Origin of the sequence: Fictibacillus sp. NPDC058756, assembly GCF_042746035.1 — a bacterium.
GTDB lineage: Bacteria > Bacillota > Bacilli > Bacillales > Fictibacillaceae > Fictibacillus.
Genome location: NZ_JBHYPU010000001.1, coordinates 3027684 through 3047791 on the forward strand (window position 1 = coordinate 3027684; position 20108 = coordinate 3047791).

A 20108-nucleotide genomic window follows, 5' to 3' on the forward strand; every position below is an offset into this window, starting at 1 on the left:
CTATTTGTATGTTTCTTCTGGTTCTTTTAGATTAGCATCATTTTTTTCATTTTTACTTTGTAAATAAGGATTGTCTTCCAATTTGTCTACAGTATGTTTGTATGAATACCCTTTTGTTATCGCAGCTGCAAAAATAATGATTACAAACACGATAATCACCAGTGTAATGAGTATTGATATCGTTAGCGTGCTCATAGGTGCTCCTTTTTCAAAAAATTGACTTTATACTTGTATAATAGCATATCTTGCAAATAAAAAAGCAGCCTAAGCCATGTATATGACTATAGACTGCTGGTACGTTTTAAAGTTTTTCTTCGTACTTTTCATGCATGATTAAACGGTTAATATCAAAGCGTTCCGTTGGCTTTGCTGGTCCGTCTGCATAACCAAGAGTAATCATCATTACAGGAATGAATCGTTCAGGAATACCAAGTGCAGGCAAGATAGCTTCGTGATCAAAGCCTGTCATCGGACATGAATCAATACCTAGCGCTTTTGCCGCGAGCATCAGCTGCATAGCTCCAAGTGAAGCATTCTTAAGGGCTTCTCTCTCCCCTAATGGACGCCCTTGAGAGTAAGCGCTTTTGATGTTCTTAAGCAAAATATTCCGCGCTTCTTCAGGTGCTTTTTCAAATACTTCTGCAGCCACTTTATCAGCTTCAGTGTCACCAAGGACAATTACTACTGCAGATGCATCAAGAACATGCTTTTGATTGTAGGCGATCGGAAACAATTTTTCTTTTTGTTCTTGTGAAGTAACCACGATAAAGCGCCAGTGCTGAAGATTCCATGCAGATGGAGCCTTTCCTGCCATTTCAAAAATTTTATGAAGAGTCTCATTTGGGATCTCTTTATCCTTTTGATAAAGTCTTACCGATGCTCTTTCTTCCATTACTTTAAAAGTTTCGTTCATTTTCTCTCCACTCCTTAAAAAAGTAAAAGGTGTCTAAACTTCAGACACCTTTTTTAGAATTCCTCTTAAAACTGTTCGTTATCAGTGTAAAATTTATGCGTTTCGTTTAGCAGATGCTAATTCTTTTGCCAATTCTGATGCAGTCTCTCTTGCTGCATCCAGAATATCTTCAGCACGATCTGGAGCGGCCGCCATGCCTTCAGTGTATACATGGTGGTAATCTGTAATCCCGATAAATGCCATTACCCCTCGAAGGTAGCCATTTGTAAATTCAAAGCTTTGAGCAGGTCCTTCAGAGTATACTCCGCCTCGTGATTGAATGTGTACAGCTGTCTTTTCTCCAAGAAGTCCTTGTGGTCCGTTTTCCGTGTATTTAAAAGTCTTTCCAGCCATGACAACGTTATCGATATAAGCTTTAAGCATTGGCGGATAGCTCAAGTTCCACATAGGCGTGTTGAAAACATACATATCTGCAGAAAGGAATTGCTCTAAAATCTCACCCATTCTAGTTGTTTTCTCCACTTGTGATGGTGAAAGCTCAAGACCAGCAGCTAATTTGCCCCAAGCATCTAGAACATCTGCATCGATTAAGGGGATATTTTCTTCATAAAGATTAACTGTTTCAATCTCAATGTTTTCATTTTGATTAGAAAGCTCATTTAAGAAATGACGCCCTAAACGAAGTCCGAATGATTGATCTAATGGCTTTGGATTTGAATTGATGTAAAGTACTTTCATAAGTAGTTCTCTCCTTTGAGTAATAAGGTTTATTTGTATTTTTAGTAAACTTTTAGAAATCAACTTCTCTTTAGTAAGTTAATTCTTTTTATATCTTAAGAGTTTAACTTACTTTTGTCAAGCTATGAACTTTTTAATATTACCAAATACTTAATTAGTAATTATTTCCATTAAAAAACACTCTCCAGTTTTAAACCAGAGAGCGAAAAGGGGAGCAAAGTTAAAAAGAACTCGTACCTTTAAAAAAGTTATATTCTTCGAGGCCGTCAAAGCATTGCAAGCGGTCCCCTATCGTTAAGCCAAAGTCAATATAAGCATGACTTTTTGCAGTTAGTATGTTTTTGTCTTCCACGATCTGTTTAGACACATAAGTGCCATTCAGCCAGTTTGCTGTCTTTGCAAATTCCTCTTCACGCAAAGAAACGGTATATGATTTGCCGTTAAGAATGCCAGCTCGTCCTAAAATGGCAGCTCCGTTACCAATCGCCGCTATTTTAATTCCCTCACGATCAAATACTTGCAGAAGATGCAGAAGCCTCGGATTACCTTGAGTAAAAGCTTGTTTCCCTCCTGGGATAATAAGCATTTCATAATCCATAGGGCTTATATTTTTCATTTTGATCGTAGGCTGCATCATTAATCCGCATTCACTAGTAACTGTTCCCGGTAAAAGCGAAAAAGGGAGCACTTCATATTTCTTACCTATAATAGATAAAGTTGTCATGATCTCCACTTCTCTAAATTGCGGATATAAATAGACAAGTACTTTCTTTTTCACATCATTCACCCGTTCCTGTTACCAATTTCCCCGTCTTTCGTTTGAAAGTGGGTGTAATCCTATTTTAACAGGGAGCCGGCTAGCTTTGTATTGGGAAAATTGAAGGAGAACATGTGCTTTCTTTTTAGTATAAAACAAGCAGTTTTCCCAACTTATGATGGTATGAAGTCTCCGGAAACCATCAATTTGCTTGATGAAAAGCATCTGAATGTCTGTTTGTATTTAATACTTTTCGGTTAGTAAACGCAATAATAAATGAGAGTAAAAACATAGTGCTGACAAGCATATAGGTCGCACGAATCCCATACTCCTCAGCAAACCAGCCGAGCACTAAGGTCGCAATACCAAATGTACCATATACGAGTGTACCGTGTGACGCATAGACCTTTGCAAGCTGTTTATCTCTATAAGTTTGCTGAATGAGTGTATATTGCGATACATCTCTTGCCATCTGAGGAAATCCGAAAATAAACGATACCAATAATGCTGCCCATGCAGACGAAGTCAGCCCAAACCATACATTTAAACCAAGCAAACATAATGTTGAAGTCATGATAACTAATCCCAGATGAGATTCCATTTTTTTCGAGAATCTGTAGACTACAATACCCGCAACCATCATACCGGCAAAAAACACAGCATTAATATACCCCCACCACTCTTCACCTTTACCAATAGCAGTTTCTACGTATACATATAAAATAGCTGCAATCCATACACCATGACCGAAATTCTCCAAGACATCCATTAATGTAAGTGTTGTTAGCTTTTTTGATTGGAAAATCAGGTGCCAGCCTTCTTTAATCGTGTTCCATTTAGAATCACTTTTTTGTTCATTGTTATCTACTTCTCCAATTTGAATTTGAGCAGTTAAAATAGAAGAAATCAAAAAAAGTCCAAACGTAAGCCACAGCATATTCTGTTCTCCCCATACCACTAGGAGGATACTCCCCAATGGCCACGAAAGCAGCATTGAAGTTTGATTTGTAATACTAATAAAGCTATTTGCTTTTACAAGCTCTTCTTCTTTCACTAAATCCGGAATCATAGAACGGCGTGCTGGATTACCGATTCCTTCTAGCATCGAGATACTGATAATTAATATGTATAAAAGGATATAAGTTAATTGAGTATCTATTCCATAGTTGGCTAGCAAACAAAGAAAAAGCAAAAGGAAAGTCTTAAGGGTCAAGGTTATTGTCAGTAATGTATATCTTCTGTACTTTTCAATGTATAGTGGAGCAATAAAACCCGAAACCAGCAAAGACAACGTTTTCGCAAAAGGAATCAATGCCATATGCAGGACAGATCCCGTTTCTTTATAGACAAGAGTAATCAAACATATGATATAAAGAATATCTCCTAAATTCCCCAATGTTTGACCGCTCCATAAAAAATGAAAAGAACGTTTTGCTTTAATCAAATGCGCACCATCCTTATTCTGGTAATATCTATTTTTAAATGATAGCATACGAAAAAATGGAATGTTGTAATAACCGCTCGTAAATTTCAATAACCGCTCATAAATCTCAATAACCGCTCGTAAATCCCAATAACCGCTCGTAAATCCCAATAACCGCTCGTAAATCCCAATAACCGCTCGTAAATCCCAATAACCGCTCGTCCAGCGAGTGTAAATCTCGCTGGACAAGCGAAAACTGACCCATATCCTCATGGGTCAGTTTTAAATTTAATTTATTTATGTCCTTTTCCTTTTGTAAGATGGCACGCTACGCCTTTTCCCATTGCACCTGGTTTTGACATTCGTTCTATATAATCGAGTCCTCTTGCACATTGCGTTTTGCAGGCAATGCACGTTTCACTTGTGACCATCTTCAGCGTGTGCTGATATTTGTTTATTACGCTATCATATTTATTAACTTTCTTTTTTGCACTTTTTTTCGCCATATTTGAGCCCTCCCCCTGAATCCTAAACCATTGTATGTAGGAAGGCGGGCTTTTGACATTAGCAAAATAAAAAAACTACCCGATATACAGGTAGTCCTCGTCAAATTCCAGTTTAAATTCTACAGCGTTACGAACAGCAAGCGAATAAATATAATCGCTGTCAAATTTGTCGTATGACAGCAAAAACTCATGCAAAGGCATATTATACTTGTTCCATACCACTTCCATGAGCCACTTCTGACTAATCTCAAAGAACTCGCCATTATAGCGGTTAACCTTAATGGTATTGCCTACATACATCCATAACACTCCCTTTCAAAGAGGTTAATTATGCATTAGGTCTACACGGTTGTACCTTCATTATAAGACTTTTGTCAGAAAAGTCAAAATTATTTTCATACTTAAACGGATAGAATTACTACTTGTCGCAAATAGTGGAAACCCTTTTTAGAGCCTTACTGGGAACACTACAAATAGAGTCAAAAAAAGCTGAAAAATTTTTATGAAAATACGCCTCAATTCCTATGACAAAACAACCATATTATGGTAATGTCTAAAAGGTATATTAAAAACGTGTAAAACATTGTTAAACGGGTATAGAATTAAAAGCTGATGATATAGACAAAGGAGTAGTTCGTATTGCGTATCGTAAAAGAAAATATTTTAGCATTATGTCTTCTCCTCTCTATCCCTTTGCTAAATATCATCTATCAGGTGTTAAATGATGGGGAACGTGGAGCGAGGCAACTCATTACAGCAGTAGATCATCAAATACCTTTTGTAGAATTTTTTGTAGTACCGTATCTGTTATGGTATGCGTTTATCTTTTTAATGTTTGTTTATTTCTGTATAAACGACAGAGCTATTTATTACCGGACATTGTTGAGTTTTTGTGTAGGCATGCTGGGTTGCTACATTATTTATTTCTTTTTCCAAACGACAGTTCCACGTCCTGAGCTGATGGGAAATGGAATATTAACGAGTATGGTCAAATACGTATATGGAGCTGATCAGCCTTTCAACTGCTTCCCGAGTATTCATGTATTAAGCAGTTATTTAATGATTTTGGGCATACGCCATAGTAAACTTTGGACCATTAAAAAAGATATGATCGTTTCAACCATCGCATACAGTATTATCTTATCGACCCTATTTGTTAAACAACACGTTGTATTGGATGTAGTTGCTGGTGTGTTATTAGGAAGCTTGTTATTTAAGCTGTTTTATTATCTGGAAGCTGAAACAGTATTTAACTTTTTTAAACGCATGTTTAAAACCAAACTTCAGAGCACGGAAAAAAGTTAATTTAGAAAAAAGAACTGCAGCTAGTTTGCGGTTCTTTTTTTTGCGCAAAAATATGGATTTTATTTAGTTATGCATAACAAGTAAAAATAATAAATAGAAATAAAGTGGGGAGGAGTGATAACAATGAGCAATAATCAAAAGGAATATGACGAACAAGTACGCGCTCAAAACATGCACCAAACTTGTCAGCATCATATGTATTACCATGTGATTGTTAAAACAAACGATGGTCAGCAAACAGAAGGAATCATAACTGATTTAGACAAGAAAAATGTGTATATGCTTGTTCCACAGGACATGATGCCAGCAGATGAACAAGAAAGTCCACAAATGGCTCAGGGACAAGGAACAGGACAGCAAGCTGCTGGACCGCAGCAGACTATGCAGCAGCAGCAGGGAACTCAGCAACAAAATCAGCGTCAATGGCATGGAAGACCGCGGTACAGGAGATTCTACCGCCAGATCTTTCCGCTGGCCACACTTGCAGCTTTGTCTCTTTATCCTTACTATCCGCCTTATCCATATCCGCCTTATCCATACCCGCCTTATCCATATCCGTACTACCCTTACCCATATCAATATCCCTATTATTAAAAATGACCGCCTGAACATTCAGGCGGATTTTTTTATGATTTCAAAAACAAAAAATCGGGAAGAGTATTACAGTCATAACTTTAAAGGAGGAAACATTTTGGCTAATATTTTGGTTGTATATTACAGTTCATATGGACATATTTATGAGATGGCCCTCGCCGCTTCTGAAGGAGTTAAGCAAGTAGATGGGACTGAAGTGAAAGTCGTAAAAGTTCCTGAGTTTGAAGTGACAAAACAATATATGTCTCAGCAAGACGCTTATGTAAAAGCGCAAGAAGCACAGTCTGATATTCCTGAAGTCACTTTGGATGATTTGAAATGGGCTGATGGAATTGTTTGGGGGATCCCTACTCGATACGGCATGATGCCCGCACAAATCAAACAGCTATTAGATTCTGCTGGTGGTCTTTGGGCTAATGGTGATCTTGAAGGCAAAGCAACCGCTGTTATTACAAGCTCAAACACGATACATGGAGGACAGGAATCTACGGCTATTACCTCTTTCGTTCCGCTTATGCACTTTGGAATGATTTATGTAGGCCTGCCTTATGGTGAGAATCCTGAACAGATGACAGCAGATGGCATCGGCGGTTCACCGTATGCGGCTTCAACCGTCGCAGGAGCTGACGGAAGCAAACAGCCTGTTGATGCTGAGAAAAAAATGGCTTCTCGTTTAGGGGCTCGTGTAGCGAAAGTAGCTAAAGCATTAAAGGGAAATATTTAAATTCGGACAACCTATCACTTCATAAAAAAAGCCTCCCGGAATGCTGGGAGGCTTTTCATATTATGCTTTTACGTCATATCCTTGTTCTTCGATCGCTTCACGCATCTCTGAATCAGACACTTTTGATTCATCAACTTCTACATCTACCGTTCCTGTTTCAAGGTGAACAGTAACATTCTTTACCCCTTCAAGTTCTGTTAATGCGTTTGTTACCGCACTTTTGCAATGTCCACAAGTCATGCCTTCTACTTTTAATGTTTTCTTTTCCATAATTTATTCCTCCTGTTTTTTAGTTTGGCTGTTTTCGCAAATCATGTTTTCTTGAAAGTAGTTAATATCCGCTGCAGTGCTCGCTTTCCGCAGGGCGTGCGGTGAGCCCCCTCTGTACTGCGTACATTGAGTGGTCTCACCTGCCCCGCTAGTCCTGCAGGAGTCTCGCCCTTCCGCTCCAATTAACTATTCAATGATGAACTTTTGAAAGTCTCTCAGTAGAAAAGTACCTTTAGTGAAGTTTTATTCTTTTTAAACGTAATGCATTTGAAACTACGGATACTGAGCTGAACGCCATTGCTGCTCCTGCTACCCAAGGCTCCAGCAATCCGAAGGCTGCAATTGGAATTCCGGCAGTATTATAAAACAATGCCCAGAATAGGTTCTGTCTGATGTTTCTCATCGTTTTTCGGCTTAACTCGATCGCCTTTGGAATATGATTTAAGTCCCCGCCGACAAGTGTAACATCTGCGGCTTCAATCGCTACATCAGTGCCTGTTCCGATTGCCATCCCAATATCCGCGGTAGCAAGGGCTGGAGCATCATTAATGCCGTCACCAACCATGGCAACTTTTTTCCCTTGTTCCTGCAGCTCTTTTACTTTGTTCGCTTTTTCTTCTGGAAGTACTTCTGCAAAAACACCTTGTATACCGACTTGTTTTGCAATTGCTCTGGCTGTTCTTTCATTGTCACCAGTGATCATATATACATCAATACCCATATTAAACAACCGTTTAATCGCTTCTTTCGATGAATCCTTCACCGTGTCTGCTACTGCAATGATGCTTACTAGCTCACCATCTGCTGCAGCGAGCATAGCTGTTTTCCCTTCAGATTCAAGGTTACTCATGGTTTCTTCATGCTGATCAAAAGATACAGCTTTTTCTTTCATCAGCTTTCGTGTCCCGATAAGAATGTTTTTCCCATTAACAACAGCTTCAATTCCGTGCCCTGGAATAGCTGAAAAGGATTCTGCATCCAGCCATTCAATTTCATTATTCTTTCCATATTCAACAATAGCTTCTGCCAATGGATGTTCCGAATTTTTCTCAGCTGAAATCACTTCAGCTATAAATCCTTCTTTTAATTCAATGACGTCTGTTACTTCTGGCTTTCCTTTTGTAACCGTACCCGTTTTATCTAGAAGAACTGCATTGATTTTATGTGCCCCTTCCAGGTACTCTCCGCCTTTAAAAAGGATTCCTTGTTCTGCCCCTTTACCTGTTCCAACCATGATGGAAGTAGGTGTTGCGAGCCCTAGTGCACAAGGACATGCGATTACTAATATAGCAATAGCCACTTCAAGAGCCTGTGGCAGGTCTCCAGGCGAAACAAAGAAATACCAGACAAGGAATGCAGTAATCGCAATACCAACAACAATCGGTACAAAAATCCCGGAGATATAGTCAGCCATTCTTTGAATCGGTGCCTTAGATCCTTGCGCTTCTTCTACGATTTTAATAATACCTGCAAGTGCCGTTTCTTTTCCGACCTTCTGGGCTTCCATCCGGAGTGTTCCATTTTTATTGATGGTTGAGCCGATGACCGGGTCACCTTCTGCTTTTTCAACAGGAATGGATTCTCCCGTAATCATGCTTTCATCTACAGATGAGTTTCCTGAAATCACCTTGCCATCAACGGGAATCTTTTCTCCTGGTTTTACAATTAATGTATCACCAACAGCAACTTGATCTAAAGGAATCTTAACTTCTTGGCCATCCCGGATAATAGTTGCTTCCTTCGCCTGGAGGTTCAATAGTTTTGAAATGGCTTCTGTCGTCCGCCCTTTAGCAAGTGTCTCAAAATATTTACCTACTAGAATCAATGTAATGAGCACAGCACTCGTTTCAAAATACAGCTGCGGCATATATTCAGGGTTTCCGATCGTCTTAAATACTTCAGCAACACTATAAAAGAATGCTGCTGATGTACCTAATGCAACGAGCACATCCATATTGGCACTCTTATTACGAAGCGCACGATATGCTCCAACGTAGAATTGCCCGCCTATATAAAACTGAACAATAGATGCCAGCACTAACTGAAACCATGGATTCATTAAAAGGTGAGGCATCGGGAGCCCAGTATCCCAAGGCATGTGAGCCAGCATGGTATAAAGAAGTGGAAGCGATAAAACAATAGAAAGGATCAGTTTTCTCTTCTTAGAAGAGATTTCTTCTTCTTTCTTTGACTTTTTTGTTTCCCTGTCTTGCTTAATCGAACCTTTGTAACCCAGCTTCTCAATTTTTGATAAAATATCTTCTATTGATACAACAGCTGGATTGTATTCCACCGTACCGATTTCACCTGTCAGGTTAACAGAAGCTTTTGAGATACCTTCCATCCGGTTGAGACCTTTTTCAATACGAGTTGAACAAGCTGCACAAGTCATACCTGAGATATCAAGTTCCACTTTCTCCTTCGTCACTCCATACCCCAGCTTTTCAATTTTTTGTTCTATATCTGTTAGTGATGTTACATCCGGATTATATTTTACTGAGGCTTTTTCCATGGCTAAGTTAACGTTTGCCTCAACACCATCCATTTTGTTTAAAACTTTTTCAATTCGTACTGCACATGCCGAACATGTCATTCCGGTTATATCTAAATTCGTTTCCTTTTGGCTCATGGTATTCACCAGCCTTTTTTAAGATTTGGAAAATTGTTTAATCACTTTCATCAGTTCATCGATTGATGCTTCGCCGTCACCTGACTTGATCGCATCAGCCACACAATGTTGGGTATGATTCTCCATAAGCTGAAAGCCTACCCTTTTTAATCCTGCCGTAACCGCAGAGATCTGAACAAGAACATCAATACAATAACGGTCTTCCTCGATCATCTTTTGCAGTCCGCGTACCTGGCCTTCTATCTTTTTTAAACGATTGTTTAAATCCTGTTTGTCACTTTCACATCGATGTGTTTTTTTATCCATTTTTTTATCATCCTTCCATTCAGGGATGTTTCCTTAATTAGAATATACTATACCCCCCTATAGTATTCAAATAATTTGATTATGATCTTATTTTTTTCACAATGGCATATGTTCCTGCGGCTGCTATAATGCCTAAAATAATCTTCCCTTCCGTATTCCATTCTGTAACGTTATAAACTGAGTAGGCTTCTAACAGCAATGCAGGAACTTTGCCGATTGAACTGGCTGTAACGAATACAAATGCTGAAATTGCTCCTATCGCTCCTGCAAATGTTACAAGACCAGAAGGTACAAACGGAAGCAGACGCAAAGAGAAGATGAGTATAAATGCTTCTTTCCCTTTTGCTTCAAGAAGCCTTACCACCTGGGGGTACCCCTCTAGCTTCTGTCTTGAAACTTTTTTAAATCCTTTTCTATATAAAAGAAATGATACCGCTGCACCCGCTGCTTCTCCTATAAACGATATAAGGGTGCCGTTCCAAAAACCAAAGAAAAGAATATTAGCAGCGGTTAAAAATACAGATGGAACAACGCCTAATATTGCGATAATTACATTTAATAAAATGGAAAGGGGTATTGCCCATTCCCTGTATTCTTTGAAAAACGTTAAAAGCGTTTCAGACATTTAAAAGTCCTCCTAAAAAACTCTCCATTATTCCACATTAATCGTACTAAAAAAGCCATGCAAATGCATGGCTTAAAATTTTCGGGTGCTGTTTACTAAAGCAAGCTCTTCAGAATCCTCTGGATGTTTTGTGAGTAGTTAATTTCCGTTTCAGGTGCTCGCTTTCCGCGGGGTGTGCGGTGAGCCTCCTTGGCGCTTTGCACCATTAGGAGTCTCACCTGTCCCACTGATCCCGCAGGAGTCTCGCACCTTACACTCCAATCAACTTAGCAATGAAGAAGTATAACAAAGCAACAATCTTTTAGGATCATTGGTGCACAACCTCTATTATCTTCTGTTGTGAAGCAATACCGTTAAGCTGATCAGTGTAACAAGGATGGTTGCTCCCATATCTGAAAGAATAGCGATCCATAACGTCAACCAGCCTGGAATTGTCAGCAGCAGGGCAAATAATTTTAATCCAAGTGAGAGGCCGATGTTCCACTTAATGACCGTGTTCACTTTGCGAGATACCTCTACTGCATCAGGCAGTTTACCTAAGTGATCCTGCATGAGCACGATATCTGCTGTTTCAATAGCGCTGTCCGTTCCTTTACCCATAGCGATTCCAAGATCCGCTGTGGCAAGTGCCGGCGCATCATTGATTCCATCTCCGATCATGGCTACTTTATGCTTTTCTTTTAATACTCTAACCTTTTTAACCTTTTCTTCTGGCAGAAGTCCGCCAAAGAAAGCAGATACCCCTGTCTTCTTTGCCACTTTTTCTGCAACTAAAGGATGATCTCCTGTTAGCATTACCGTTTCTTTTATTCCGTTTCTATGAAGGTCACGAATGATATTTGCACTTTCTTTACGGATTTCATCAGCGATTGCAAATATGCCTAATATCTCTCTATCTTTGGCAACAAGCACTATGGTATTGCCCTCTTGTTTATATTGTTCAATCACTTTTGCAGATTCTTCATCTGCATCCGTTTCACCAATTATTTTTTCATTGCCTAGTCGATACGTGAAACCCTCTATCATTGCCGAGATACCTTGGCCTGATACCGTTTTGATCTCATCAACCTCGGCTTCTTCTGTACCTAGTTCTTCACAGCGCTTAATAACAGCTTTCGCTAAAGGATGTGACGAAGATTTTTCAATGGCATATGCGACTTTATAAAAGTCATGATGAAATGATGCGTCTGCAACAACATGCGGCTCGCCTAATGTTAACGTCCCCGTCTTATCAAAAGCGATTACTTCAATTTTGGAAAGCTGCTCTAAATATGCTCCACCTTTAATCAGAATACCGTTTCGGGCGTTCACTGTAATCCCTGATAGGATAGCGATAGGAGAAGATAAAATAAGAGCACAAGGACAACCTACAATCAATACAGCTAATCCCTGATAAAACCATTCACCCCATGCTTCATTAAATAAAAGAGGCGGAACAAGCATCACAAGTGCTGAAATAATCATAATTGCCGGCGTATAGTAGTTCGCAAACCGGTTGATGAACAATTCAGTAGGTGTCTTGGATTCTTGCGCTTCCTGAACTAGAGCAAGTATTTTAGAAAGAGCGGATTGCTTATAGGTTTTCGTCACCTTAACATGAAGAACTCCTTCATTATTGATGCTTCCGCCAAAGACTGGTTCCCCGCTTTCTTTTTCAACAGGCAGAGATTCTCCGGTAATCGCTGCTTCGTTTACAGAGCTTTTACCATGAACAACGACTCCATCTGAAGGAATCTTTTGACCTGTTTTTACAAGTACAATGTCATCCACGTTTAATTCCTCTATTGAGATAATTTCAGTCTTTCCATCCTTTAATAAGACAGCTTCCTTGGGAGCGACTTCAAGAAGAGTTTCCATGGACCTGCGCGCTTTTTCCATACCATAGGATTCAAGCAGTTCATTGATACCAAAAAGAATCGCTACAAGAGCAGCTTCTCTCCACTCTCCAATAGCGACAGCACCTATTAATGCGACCGTCATCAAAGTATTAATATCGAATTTTAATTTTGTTAAGTTGCGCAGACCTTTCATGAAGGTGGAATATCCAGAAAGATTCGTCGCAATTCCGTAAAAGACTATTGGTAAAGCCGGCTGCTCCGTATTCCATTCAGCCGTTAATCCAGCGATAAATGATGCAGCTGAAACATACAGAAAAATCATGAGCCAGTTTGGTCCTTTTGGTTTTACATCTGCTTCAAAACGAACCTTTTCTGATGAAAGAATCGAACGGACAGCATCCATATCGACTTCTTCATCTAAAATAATTTTACTTGAATTAAATTGGACTTGAGTCTCTTCCCCGCCTGGAAGCTGCTGAATCTGCTCCTGCAGTTTCAACGCACAGTGACCGCATGATAATCCGGTAATCTTGTGTTCCTTCATCTGCTGTTCCTCCTCTCTCTAGTCGTGTCTCGCATGATGAATCGATTGGTGCAAGAGAGTCATCACATGCTCATCATCTATCGAATAATACAGGGTTGTTCCTGCACGTCTGAATTTTACAAGTCTAAGGTTTTTTAAAAAACGCAGCTGATGAGAGACTGTTGATTGCATGAGTGACAGTTCTTCAGCTATTTCTGAAACACTGCATTCCTTTTCTCCTAATAAGTGAAGGGTCCGAATCCTAGTCGGATCTGAGAGTGCTTTAAACGTTTGCGATACAATAAATAGTGTTTCCTCATCAAGTTGTTCATATTTTTCGTTGTTTTCTTTCATGAACTGGCACCCCCAGATATTGTCCTTTTTTAGTATATGAATATATGCTCATATATGTTACTCATAGTGTAGCGGAATTTAAGAAAACATGCAAAAAAAAGCTGGAATCCTCCAGCTTTTTTAAGACACACTTTCTTCTGTTCTTTTTAAATTTTGCTTCTTCCCATAAGTTAACGTGCGCCAAATCCACTCAAGCGGTCCCATTTTATAGTTTCTTAACCACCATATTGAAAAAAGCACCTGTAAACCGAAGATGATAACAGCAATCAAAACGCCGGTTAACGGACCGTATTCTCCATAAAGACCGAGTCCATAACTGTAAAAAATAAAGGTAGAGATGATCGATTGAGACAGGTAATTCGTGAAAGCCATCCTTCCAGTAATCCGGAACAAGTTAAACAATCGTTTAAACTTTCCACTTCTATAAAGCAGCACAATCGAACATATATAAAAGATGCTCATCATCGCTCCGCCAAATTCATAGCCCCACGACATAGCTGTATCATACCGCCAGTCTTCTCCTTTATAAGGAAAGAAAATAACGGCAAACATTTTGTTCCCTGGCCCAAAAACAAGAGTCAGTCCCCAAAGCTTCCATAACGCTTTATTTTCAAATCGCCGCTTCTTAGCGGCATAAGCCCCAAACAAGAACATAGGCAATATACCGAATAAAAAGAACAGGAAATATTGATTGAGATCAGTCCATTCGCGAATTCTCTCTTGCATGATTTCTGAATATGTACCCTCGCTATAAATCTGAATGGAGTTATGAATCTCATTTTCATGCTGTGCGTTCAATGATTCCTGATGGCTTAAAGCCGCCCCGCTTGTCCAGTATTCATACGTTAAAACCGACATAAACAAACTGTAAGCGAAAATCATTACCAATCCAGTGATCAACAATGCTTTTCTTGGCAATCTATAAAATAAAAGCATGATCACCCCAACAAGAGCGTAAGTAACTAAAATATCACCGTACCAAAAGAAGAGAACATGAACTGCACCGAACAAAAGCAACACAAACTGTCTTCTAAGAAAGACAGGTAAAAAACTCCGGTTATTTGCTTTTGCTCTTTCAGACATCAGTATCATGCCAAAACCAAACAAGAACGAAAACATCGTAATAAAATTTCCTTGAACGAAAAATTCAAGCAGAACGTTCGTCCAAATATCATAAGGCTGATTAAAATATTCATAGCTTAATGCCCTTATCGGTGAATCTGGTCCGGAAAACGACTTCATATTTACGAGCAGAATACCGAAAATTGCAATCCCCCTAAGGATATCCAGCGATTCGATTCTTTGGGATTCTCCGACTGGCGACCACTTCATAATTCAATCATCTCAATAAAAATTTTCATGATTCCACTCCCTTTGGTTTATTTTACCTCAAATAGGCAAAAAAGTTAGAATGCGAAGCAATTTTTGCTATCCTAGAAAGAACAGATAATGAGATTTGGGAAGGATGAAGCCTGTTTTGAAAAAACACACCTTAACGATTGTTTCGGCAGTTTCCATTGCGGCAAGTCTTTTGTGGCTGTTTGGTCTTGGCTGGACACTGCAAGATCAATTTTCAGCCAACGAAAAATTCGAACAGCCCGCAGAAAAAACAGAGTCTGCAACATCAAAAACTGACGATGGCAAGCTTACCATTTTCGCGATCGGGGATTCAATGACACGCGGAACAGGAGATGCTGATGGCAAGGGCTATACAGGATATTTATCTGATCTTTTAAAGGAAAAATCAGAACAGGATATCAATCTCGTTAATACAGCTATTAAAGGAGAAACATCTCGAGGTCTTCTGAAACAGATTCAGCAAAAGGAAATACAGAGGCAAGCCAAACAAGCCGATGTAATCGTGATGACGATCGGCGGGAACGACTTGTTTCAGCAAGGTGCTGCACTTGAATCCTTGGATATGAACGCCATCAACGGCAAGAAGCAAATTTACTTAAGAAATGTAAATAACATTTATAAACAGCTCAGAGAATTAAATGGGGATGCTGTCATCTATCATGTTGGACTTTATAACCCTTTCAGCAATCTTCCAGATGCCAAAACAACATCTTCTGTTGTGAGAGACTGGAATTTCCAAACCGCTGAAGCTGCTGCTGAGTACGAGAATATTGTTTATGTACCAACGTTTGATCTTTTTCAGCTGCAGGTTGAAAACTACTTATACTCTGATCAGTTCCACCCCAATAAAGAAGGTTATAAGTTAATCGCAGAACGTGTAGCTTCACTGATCACCTTTGAACAAGAAGGAGATGAATCATGAGTAATATTCCCGCTTTAGAAGTTGAAAACCTGACGAAAAAAATTAAGCGGAAGCTGATCATAAAAGGTGTCACTTTTACCCTTTATCCTGGTGAAGTTTTCGGCTTCCTAGGACCGAACGGCGCCGGCAAAACGACTACGATCCGTATGATCGTCGGATTGATTTCTCCTACTTCAGGCACGATAAAAATTGGCGGCAAAAATGTCCGTACTGAGTTTACAGAAGCGATGCGGCATCTCGGCTGTATTGTTGAAAATCCAGAACTCTATCCATATTTAACAGGATGGGAAAACTTGGAGCATTTTGCAAAAATGGATTCTTCCATTCCAAAAAGCAGGCTTCAGGAAGTCGTTGCATTAGTTGGTTTATCAAACCGGATTCATGATCGCGTCAGCACGTATTCACTTGGAATGAGGCAGCGTTTAGGAATAGCACAGGCTCTTTTAGGAAAACCGAAAGTGCTCATATTGGACGAGCCTACGAATGGTCTTGATCCGGCTGGAATACGTGAAATGCGTGAGTTCATCCGAACACTTGCGAGGGAAGAAAATTTAAGTGTGCTAGTCTCTTCCCACTTGCTGAGCGAAATTCAGCTCATGTGTGATCGGGTCGCAATCATTTCGAAAGGTGCCGTTATTCGGACAGACTCTGTGCAAAACCTCTTAGCTGAACAAGAAAGAGTCATCTGGAAAGCAGAGCCGCTTCCTCTTGCTAAAGAGATTTTAGAAAAAGAAACAGAGGTACAGGAAGGTTTGGACGGTACGCTGATCACACTTTATGACGAACCTCTTCTGCCAGAATGGAATGAAAAACTTGTACAGGCTGGCGTGAAAGTAAAAGAAATGAGGACACAGCTTCCTTCTCTTGAAGATCTGTTCTTAGAAGTGACAGGAGGCGAAAGTATTGATTAATCTTGTACGCAATGAAATGCTGAAGCTTTTGCGCAAAAAAAGGCTGTATGTCATCGTCCTCATCATTGCTTTTCTTGTACCGCTATTTACATATGCACAGTTCAAGGAGATTCAGGACCAGCGTGAAAAGATGGGAACCCAGGATTGGCGCACAGTTCTTCAGCAGGAGATTACAGATACACAAAACAGACTCAGCTCTAGCCGTATTCAAGATGAATGGCGGAAATATTTAAAGATCCGATTGTCTCAGCAGCAATACTATCTCGAAAATGATATTGATCCACGGGCACCAGGAGCACCAACTTTTATGCGCATTTTCGTAGAGAACTCCATCGATCTCTTGCTGCCGCTTCTAGTTATGGTAATCGTCGCTGATCTCGTTTCCTCAGAAGCCAGCGGAGGCACAATCAAACTGTTATTAACAAGACCCGTAAAACGATGGCGGATTCTGCTAAGCAAGTACTTAGCCATGCTGCTCTCGGTATCTTTTATTGTATTGTCAGTTGCTGTGTTGTCATATGCGATATCCGGGATGGTGTTCGGGTACGGAGGCTGGAATATGCCGCTCTTGACAGGGTTTGCGGTTTCAGGTGATGAATTGCTGACAGACAATGTACACATCGTGCCTCAGTGGCAATATATTCTGATGGAGTTCGGCCTAGTCTGGTATGTATGTGTCATCGTAGGTACATTAACTTTTATGCTGTCGGTTTTACTCCGAAGCACCGCAGCGGTAATGGGAATCATGCTAGCTTCACTAATCGCAGGAGCTATATTAGTTAATATGGTTTCCTCATGGGAAAGTGCTAAGTACTTTTTCATGGTGAACCTGAATCTCACAAACTATGTAAGCGGAATGGCTACTCCAATAGAAGGCATGTCATTAGGATTCTCAATGGCCGTCCTTGCAGTCTGGGGGCTCGCCGGGTTTATCATCGCGTTTGTTACTTTCTCAAAACGGGATATCTATTAATAGATGAAAAAAAGGAAACGGAATTACAGCTCCGTTTCCTTCTTTTTTAATGTCGTTGCCATTCCACGGTACGTGTTCTTATATTTATTACACGTTCGCTCAGACTCGTTGAGTTACGCTCAAAATCTTCCTTTTTCGCTCAAAGTCCCCCTTCTAGCATCTTAGAGCAGAAATCAACCACTTCTAATACCTGCAAAATTCACGAAAAAAGTCTATACTAATTACCTAATTTAAATTTTCTTACATGCAACAAAAAAACCGCCAAAAGGCGGCTTTTATTACGCTTCACTATTTGAAGGATTTTTCTCTGTTACATTCTCATTGGCTGCTTTTTCTTCAGCCATTTTTTTCTTCTTAAGTGTTCCAAGCCCTAAAACAATAACAACCATTAAAATTTCAAAACCATATTTAATAAAGTCATTTTCAAAGTATGGCTTCATGAATTTCTCGCCTACGATCATTTTAGAAGCTGTCCAAGCAAGAACACCTGCCCCGATGGTGATAATAAAAGGATATTTTTCCATCAGCTTCAGAAAGAGTGTACTTCCCCAAACAACTATCGGAACTGAGATTAATAATCCGATGACAACAAGCAGAAAGTCACCATGTGCTGCACCAGCTACCGCAAGAACGTTATCAAGACCCATAACGGCGTCGGCGATGATTATCGTTTTAATTGCTGCGAATACATTATTTTGTGCTTCAATATCATGATCTTTTTCTTCTATCATTAGCTTATAAGCAATATATAAAAGGATTAGTCCGCCGCCCAGCAGCAAACCTGGAATTTTCAATAGCCACACAACAGCAAGTGTTGCTGCTGCACGAATCACGATGGCACCTACTGTACCCCAAATGATTACTTTTTTCTGATTTTCTTTCGGTAAATTTCTAGCTGCTAAACCTATAACAATTGCATTATCTCCTGCTAAAACTAAGTCAATAATGACGATTGCAAGCAAGGCTGACCAAAAATCTGGTGAAAATAATTCCATTCAAAAAATCCTCCCTGTTAAACATCTGTATAATAGTATACCCCATGGATTTGTAAAAAGATAATAAAAATACTTTGTCTATCACACTAAAAAAGGCTTCCTAACACCTCTATTGCCCCTTACAGGCTTATCCATTTTTTAATATATATAATGAAAAGGGGTGTTTTTTCATGTGCTGTACTGGATGTTCTGTTACGTGCAAAAAAATGTATTTTATTTTGTGGCGTCCCTTTATTTTGCCGAGATGTAAATCCTTGCTGCTGTCCAATTTTCCCAACACCGTCTACACCTTCAACATCTCCTTTTGTTCTTTGCTGCCAATCCAGCTGCTATTCCAGACCAACAAGAAGGTCCTCATCCTTCTGCAATTCTCAGGAAATTTCAATTACGACTTTAATTCATACGTGCAATTGAACGTTTTGTTTCAAAATAAGCGTTCTTTTTTTTGTTTACGGGAATAATGCAGGATAGAATGATACGCCGCAATCATGGAGGCATACATATGCGATGGGTTTTGAAACAGTGGTTCCACCGTTTTTTTGAAGATAAAGTTTTTGATCTTTCGGCTCAGTTAGCATATTATTTCTTAGTTTCTTTATTTCCCTTTATTTTTCTTATATTTACTGTTATGGGTTTTTTACCGATTTCTTCTTCATATGTTCTCTCTCTTTTTCAGTCTATTGCACCAGAAGAAGCATATACCTTACTAGAGTATAATTTAATTGCAGTATTAGACGAACACCGCGGAGATGTATTTTCGATTTCATTAATTATAATGATTTGGCTTGCAACCATTGGTACACATGCCATTATACGGGTATTTAACCTCGCTTACCAAGTGGAAGAAAGCAGAACTTTCATTAAAGAATTAATTCTTGGTATGTTCTTGACTTTTGGTTTAGTGGTGGCAGTGATCACTGCGTTATTGCTTCCTGTTTTTGGACGAACGATCGGAATCTACATATTTGAGCAAACAGGATACTCTCATCCTGTATGGCACATTTGGGAAACGGCAAGATATTTGATTGGTTTTTCCATCCTGCTCTCTATCTTTTCTGCGCTTTACATGTTCGCTCCAAACATAAAGCTATCATTTCGTAATGTTTGGCCTGGTGCAGTATTTTCCACAGCTGGATGGCATCTATTTTCCTATCTTTTTTCTTCGTATGTTTCCATTTTTGATTATGGACAAATTTACGGAAACATGGGAGCACTGTTGACCCTTATGATCTGGTTCTATCTTTCTGCATTGATTTTAATAGCAGGAGGACAGTTAAATGCAATCTTGGCAATGAGGACGCCAGACAGAAAATAAAGAAAACTTGGCTGACGCCAAGCCTTTCCCGTCAGCTCTAGTTGCGCTTATACTACCCACTATGACTTGTTGCTACGTCGAAAATCATCGTGTAAACAAGTGATACTTTCTGATAGTGTAAAAAGATT

At 39.5% G+C, this 20108-nt stretch carries 22 protein-coding genes; 7 read left to right on the top strand and 15 right to left on the bottom strand.

Features of this window, described 5'->3' with window-relative positions; translation table 11 throughout:
• From ytzI to ACFW35_RS15585, 7 genes are all read right to left on the bottom strand, one after another.
• Positions 1 to 195 carry a YtzI protein gene (gene ytzI, locus ACFW35_RS15555; protein ID WP_379847015.1) on the bottom strand — a complete coding sequence of 65 codons (195 nt, stop codon included), beginning with the start codon at positions 193 to 195 and terminating at the stop codon, positions 1 to 3.
• Between the two features lie 106 nt (positions 196 to 301).
• Positions 302 to 913 (bottom strand): nitroreductase family protein, encoded by a 612-nt coding sequence (locus ACFW35_RS15560; protein ID WP_379847017.1) that lies wholly within the window; start codon positions 911 to 913, stop codon positions 302 to 304.
• Positions 914 to 1006: 93 nt separating this feature from the next.
• On the bottom strand, positions 1007 to 1651 hold the full coding sequence (locus tag ACFW35_RS15565; protein WP_379847019.1) for an FMN-dependent NADH-azoreductase: 645 nt from the start codon (positions 1649 to 1651) through the stop codon (positions 1007 to 1009).
• Positions 1652 to 1871: 220 nt separating this feature from the next.
• Positions 1872 to 2429: a DJ-1/PfpI family protein gene (locus tag ACFW35_RS15570; RefSeq protein ID WP_379847021.1), complete on the bottom strand. Its 558-nt coding sequence runs from the start codon at positions 2427 to 2429 to the stop codon at positions 1872 to 1874.
• Positions 2430 to 2610: 181 nt separating this feature from the next.
• Complete coding sequence (locus ACFW35_RS15575) at positions 2611 to 4080, bottom strand: MFS transporter (RefSeq protein WP_379847023.1); 1470 nt, start codon at positions 4078 to 4080, stop codon at positions 2611 to 2613.
• Between the two features lie 44 nt (positions 4081 to 4124).
• Positions 4125 to 4337 (bottom strand): hypothetical protein, encoded by a 213-nt coding sequence (locus ACFW35_RS15580; RefSeq protein WP_379847025.1) that lies wholly within the window; start codon positions 4335 to 4337, stop codon positions 4125 to 4127.
• A gap of 75 nt (positions 4338 to 4412) precedes the next feature.
• A complete protein-coding gene (locus ACFW35_RS15585) occupies positions 4413 to 4637 on the bottom strand; it encodes a hypothetical protein (RefSeq protein WP_077363228.1) in 225 nt (74 codons plus the stop codon).
• A 339-nt stretch (positions 4638 to 4976) separates the two neighbouring features.
• Between ACFW35_RS15585 and ACFW35_RS15590 the strand changes: the two genes are divergently transcribed.
• The 3 genes from ACFW35_RS15590 to wrbA all read left to right on the top strand — a co-directional run bounded on the left by ACFW35_RS15590 (position 4977) and on the right by wrbA (position 6960).
• Positions 4977 to 5642 carry a phosphatase PAP2 family protein gene (locus ACFW35_RS15590; protein ID WP_379847027.1) on the top strand — a complete coding sequence of 222 codons (666 nt, stop codon included), beginning with the start codon at positions 4977 to 4979 and terminating at the stop codon, positions 5640 to 5642.
• A 123-nt stretch (positions 5643 to 5765) separates the two neighbouring features.
• On the top strand, positions 5766 to 6236 hold the full coding sequence (locus tag ACFW35_RS15595; protein ID WP_379847029.1) for a hypothetical protein: 471 nt from the start codon (positions 5766 to 5768) through the stop codon (positions 6234 to 6236).
• Positions 6237 to 6333: 97 nt separating this feature from the next.
• The gene (gene wrbA / locus ACFW35_RS15600) at positions 6334 to 6960 is read left to right on the top strand and encodes an NAD(P)H:quinone oxidoreductase (RefSeq protein WP_077363234.1); all 627 of its coding nucleotides are present in this window, start codon (positions 6334 to 6336) and stop codon (positions 6958 to 6960) included.
• Positions 6961 to 7020: 60 nt separating this feature from the next.
• Here wrbA and copZ read toward each other — a convergent pair whose 3' ends face one another.
• The 7 genes from copZ to ACFW35_RS15635 form a co-directional block, all read right to left on the bottom strand.
• Positions 7021 to 7230 carry a copper chaperone CopZ gene (gene copZ / locus ACFW35_RS15605; RefSeq protein ID WP_379847031.1) on the bottom strand — a complete coding sequence of 70 codons (210 nt, stop codon included), beginning with the start codon at positions 7228 to 7230 and terminating at the stop codon, positions 7021 to 7023.
• A gap of 232 nt (positions 7231 to 7462) precedes the next feature.
• Complete coding sequence (locus ACFW35_RS15610) at positions 7463 to 9859, bottom strand: heavy metal translocating P-type ATPase (protein ID WP_379847033.1); 2397 nt, start codon at positions 9857 to 9859, stop codon at positions 7463 to 7465.
• An 18-nt stretch (positions 9860 to 9877) separates the two neighbouring features.
• On the bottom strand, positions 9878 to 10165 hold the full coding sequence (locus ACFW35_RS15615) for a metal-sensing transcriptional repressor (protein ID WP_379847035.1): 288 nt from the start codon (positions 10163 to 10165) through the stop codon (positions 9878 to 9880).
• A 79-nt stretch (positions 10166 to 10244) separates the two neighbouring features.
• The gene (locus tag ACFW35_RS15620; RefSeq protein ID WP_379847037.1) at positions 10245 to 10790 is read right to left on the bottom strand and encodes a TVP38/TMEM64 family protein; all 546 of its coding nucleotides are present in this window, start codon (positions 10788 to 10790) and stop codon (positions 10245 to 10247) included.
• Between the two features lie 327 nt (positions 10791 to 11117).
• Positions 11118 to 13172 carry a heavy metal translocating P-type ATPase gene (locus tag ACFW35_RS15625; protein ID WP_379847039.1) on the bottom strand — a complete coding sequence of 685 codons (2055 nt, stop codon included), beginning with the start codon at positions 13170 to 13172 and terminating at the stop codon, positions 11118 to 11120.
• Positions 13173 to 13190: 18 nt separating this feature from the next.
• On the bottom strand, positions 13191 to 13505 hold the full coding sequence (locus ACFW35_RS15630; RefSeq protein WP_379847041.1) for an ArsR/SmtB family transcription factor: 315 nt from the start codon (positions 13503 to 13505) through the stop codon (positions 13191 to 13193).
• A 120-nt stretch (positions 13506 to 13625) separates the two neighbouring features.
• Complete coding sequence (locus tag ACFW35_RS15635; protein WP_379847043.1) at positions 13626 to 14837, bottom strand: DUF418 domain-containing protein; 1212 nt, start codon at positions 14835 to 14837, stop codon at positions 13626 to 13628.
• 145 nt (positions 14838 to 14982) lie between these two features.
• Between ACFW35_RS15635 and ACFW35_RS15640 the strand changes: the two genes are divergently transcribed.
• Genes ACFW35_RS15640 through ACFW35_RS15650 form a run of 3 tightly spaced genes read left to right on the top strand, consistent with a single transcriptional unit; the run spans position 14983 to position 17670 of the window.
• Positions 14983 to 15786 carry an SGNH/GDSL hydrolase family protein gene (locus tag ACFW35_RS15640; protein ID WP_379847045.1) on the top strand — a complete coding sequence of 268 codons (804 nt, stop codon included), beginning with the start codon at positions 14983 to 14985 and terminating at the stop codon, positions 15784 to 15786.
• Positions 15783 to 16697: an ABC transporter ATP-binding protein gene (locus ACFW35_RS15645; RefSeq protein ID WP_379847047.1), complete on the top strand. Its 915-nt coding sequence runs from the start codon at positions 15783 to 15785 to the stop codon at positions 16695 to 16697. Before ACFW35_RS15640 ends, ACFW35_RS15645 begins: the two co-directional genes overlap by 4 nt.
• Positions 16690 to 17670 (top strand): ABC transporter permease, encoded by a 981-nt coding sequence (locus tag ACFW35_RS15650; protein ID WP_066286791.1) that lies wholly within the window; start codon positions 16690 to 16692, stop codon positions 17668 to 17670. The genes ACFW35_RS15645 and ACFW35_RS15650 overlap by 8 nt, the downstream gene beginning before the upstream one ends.
• 278 nt (positions 17671 to 17948) lie before the next feature.
• Here the strand turns inward: ACFW35_RS15650 and ACFW35_RS15655 are convergent, their stop codons facing one another.
• Positions 17949 to 18665, bottom strand: coding sequence for a TerC family protein (locus ACFW35_RS15655; protein WP_379847049.1), 717 nt, complete (start codon positions 18663 to 18665; stop codon positions 17949 to 17951).
• A gap of 502 nt (positions 18666 to 19167) precedes the next feature.
• On the opposite strand from ACFW35_RS15655, the gene ACFW35_RS15660 reads away from it, so the two are divergent.
• Positions 19168 to 19980, top strand: a complete 813-nt coding sequence (locus ACFW35_RS15660) for a YihY/virulence factor BrkB family protein (protein WP_379847051.1) — start codon at positions 19168 to 19170, stop codon at positions 19978 to 19980.
• The last annotated feature ends 128 nt before the right edge of the window (positions 19981 to 20108 follow it).